At 61.7% G+C, this 2,755-nt stretch carries 2 protein-coding genes and 1 pseudogene; 2 read left to right on the top strand and 1 reads right to left on the bottom strand.

The window, feature by feature from the left end:
* The first annotated feature begins 616 nt into the window (after window positions 1–616).
* Together AC1DJT_RS35875 and AC1DJT_RS35870 are read left to right on the top strand one after the other, a co-directional pair.
* On the top strand, window positions 617–826 hold the full coding sequence (locus AC1DJT_RS35875) for a cold-shock protein (protein WP_057193656.1): 210 nt from the start codon (window positions 617–619) through the stop codon (window positions 824–826).
* 134 nt (window positions 827–960) lie between these two features.
* Window positions 961–1,191: a hypothetical protein gene (locus AC1DJT_RS35870; RefSeq protein ID WP_476835971.1), complete on the top strand. Its 231-nt coding sequence runs from the start codon at window positions 961–963 to the stop codon at window positions 1,189–1,191.
* Window positions 1,192–1,655: 464 nt separating this feature from the next.
* Here AC1DJT_RS35870 and AC1DJT_RS35865 read toward each other — a convergent pair.
* Window positions 1,656–2,679 (bottom strand): annotated as a pseudogene (locus AC1DJT_RS35865) (IS110 family RNA-guided transposase).
* Window positions 2,680–2,755: the final 76 nt, after the last annotated feature.

Raw genomic sequence — 2,755 nt, 5'->3', positions numbered from 1 at the left:
GGGTTCCCTCTGTCCGGCCGCCCACGCCGAACGCATCAGGCAGGAATTCCCGGCATCAGGTAGCGAAGGCCACCTGAGGCCTACTAAGCATCTGAATCGGGAAGGTTTCGTGCTTCTCGGTGATTCCAAAAATTTTGTAACGAGTGGATGGCATCGATGGGCAACTCCCAGCACTGACCTCGCCGGCTCCAGGGACCGCCCGGACGTTGCCCATTAGCAGACGTTCCGAGAGTCGCGGGCGGGTGGAGAGCCGAAGTTGGCTGTCTGCCCAGAACCGGACATTCGTGCCTTGGGGCGCGTCTCCTACTGGTTGTGTGTGGTCCTTCGAATTTTGCGCTCTGTAGGCCTAGCAGTTCAAAAAGGACGAAAGCGAAAGATATTCCCTGATTTYGTAAGTSTTTTGCCTTGYWCTGCATGTATTATTCGATGCCKTAAATCGAACATTGACATTGGCTGTGTCGACGTGTAGATTGGTTTTTGTCGATATTTGCTTGGACGGTCCTTGTTATTTTCGCGCTTCGGCGCGGCTCTGATGAACTCCCCCTTTCGAAATCGTTCTGAACTCGCCGAACATTCGTTCGGCGAACGACAGGTCTTGCCAAAAGGAGGGTTTCTCATGACCACCGGCACAGTGAAATGGTTCAATTCCACCAAGGGTTTTGGCTTCATTCAGCCTGACGACGGCAGCCAGGATGTGTTCGTTCACATCTCCGCCGTCGAGCGCGCTGGAATGCGCGATTTGCAGGAAGGCCAGAAGCTCGGCTTCGAAGTCGCCCGCGACAACAAGTCGGGCAAGATGGCGGCCGAGCAGCTCCAAGCCGCATGATCTGACTGTTTCTTCGACGATGACCACGGATGTACTGGCATCGTCGACAACAGTCATTCGAGGGAAGGCCAAGCTTCTGCTTGGCCTTTTTTCGTTACTGCCGGCGACAGCGGAATACCGCACAGGAGATGGACATGGCTGAACATTCAAAGCAGCGCGTCGATGCCGACAAGARTTTTCTGAAGACCCAGACCCAATTRCTCGCGCGCAATCGGATCATGTTGGAGTYCGATACCCTCGCCCGGCACCGTGATGCGAACACGGCTAARCTGAAGCAACAGCGCCTGGAGAAGGAAGCCMATGATCGAGCCGCGGCATTGGCTGCGCCAACGGTAAAGAAGCGGAAAAAAGCCATCGCCGCCTGAGCGCCAGGCGCCGGCGCGACGGCGGGCCGGGCCTGCCGCTTCCCCCGAAATCGAGCGGATGACCGGTGTCGGCCTTCGAGTGGCTCCTGCCTCTCGGTTTGACGCTACCCTGTTGAAAATGGCCCGCCGCTCCGAAAGGGGTGGCGGGCCTTCTCTTTTGGGGCGGTAGGGGTCAAGCAAAAGCGCCCACGGCGGGGTCATAGAGCCCGCCGTCGATCGCTTTGGGTGATTATCCGACAAGCCTCTGCGCCACGCTGCGCGATAATGAGTTCCCGCCAGGGGTCTGGCTTCTCTGCGAAGTCGGCGCTGAGCCGCTTCATGATCGGGTCGGATGGAGAGGCGTCTCAATCTTTTTATCGAGCTGCCAGCCTGGACTGACGCTCAGGCCCGCCTCGAGATTGCCTGCCCACGCGTCCCTGGACGGGACCTCGATCCGCGCAGCGACGCGGAACTCTTTTGCTGGTTCAGGCGGCCTCAGCCKCCCAGCGATACGGCGTGTTGTCGACCCACATCCGATGCAGGATGACCGCCAGGCGCCGGGCTACCGCCACGGTCGCCTTCGCCATGCCTCGACGACGGGCGACGGCAAGCCCCACGKCTTCAGCGGCGAGCTCTTCTTCGAGATCCGCAGCAGGATCCCGGCGGCCTCGACCAGCGCCCAGCGGATCCCGGCATCGCCGCACTTCGAGATGCCGCGATCCCGATCGATCTCTCCCGACTGATAGCGCGAGGGCGTCAGCCCGAAATGGGCCGGAACCGAGCGCGATCGGCCGAAGCGAGCCGSCTCGTCGACGCCGGCCCGGAAGCTCAGCGCGACCATCGGACCGACGCCCGCGCCGTCATCAGCAGCTTGCAGGTTTCGTCGCTCTCGGCCAGCCGCCCCATCGCTTTGTGCAGATGCTGGAACTGCTCCCGCAGCACCCGCCGCACCTCGAGAAGCGGCTCGATGATCAGGCGCAGATGCGGAGACTGTTCGAGCAGCTCGAGGATCCGCCGCTCGAACTGAACCCGGGTCACGGCGCCGACCTTGAGCCCGAAGTTGCGCAGCAGGCCGCGCAGGTTGTTCTCGGCGTCGAGGAGCTTCGTCTGCACGAACTTGCGGGCGGTGAGAAGCATCCGGATCTCCTGGCTCCGGACCGTCTTGACATGCACCGGCTTGTAAAGCCCGACCCGCATCATCTGCGCGATGCCGCGGGCATCGTTGCGATCGGTCTTGTTGATCTGCGCCGAGAGCGCGGCCTTCATGTGCCGCGTCTCGACGCAGATCACGAGAAACCCCGCGCTTGCCAGGCCGCTGTAGAGCCACTGCGACAGTGGTCCGGCCTCCAGCCCCACCCGCTTGTACGGCCCGCCGATCGCATGAAGCAGCTCGCCGATCGCCTCCGGCTCGCTCTCGACCTTGCTCTCCCGGATCTGCTTGCCGCCCGCATCCATGACGCAGACGCTGGTGGTGCGAACAGACACATCAAGACCGACGAACAGCTCCATGGCAGGCCTCCTGACCGGTTGGATYGATGGAGCCTGACCGGAAGACCGCTCTCCGTCATCCCGTATCAACGGGCGG

The sequence above is a fragment of the Allobosea sp. 05T422_2 genome, from assembly GCF_056396265.1.
Note: the sequence above shows the minus strand (reverse complement) of the source record. Positions and strands in the feature narration are given on the sequence as shown.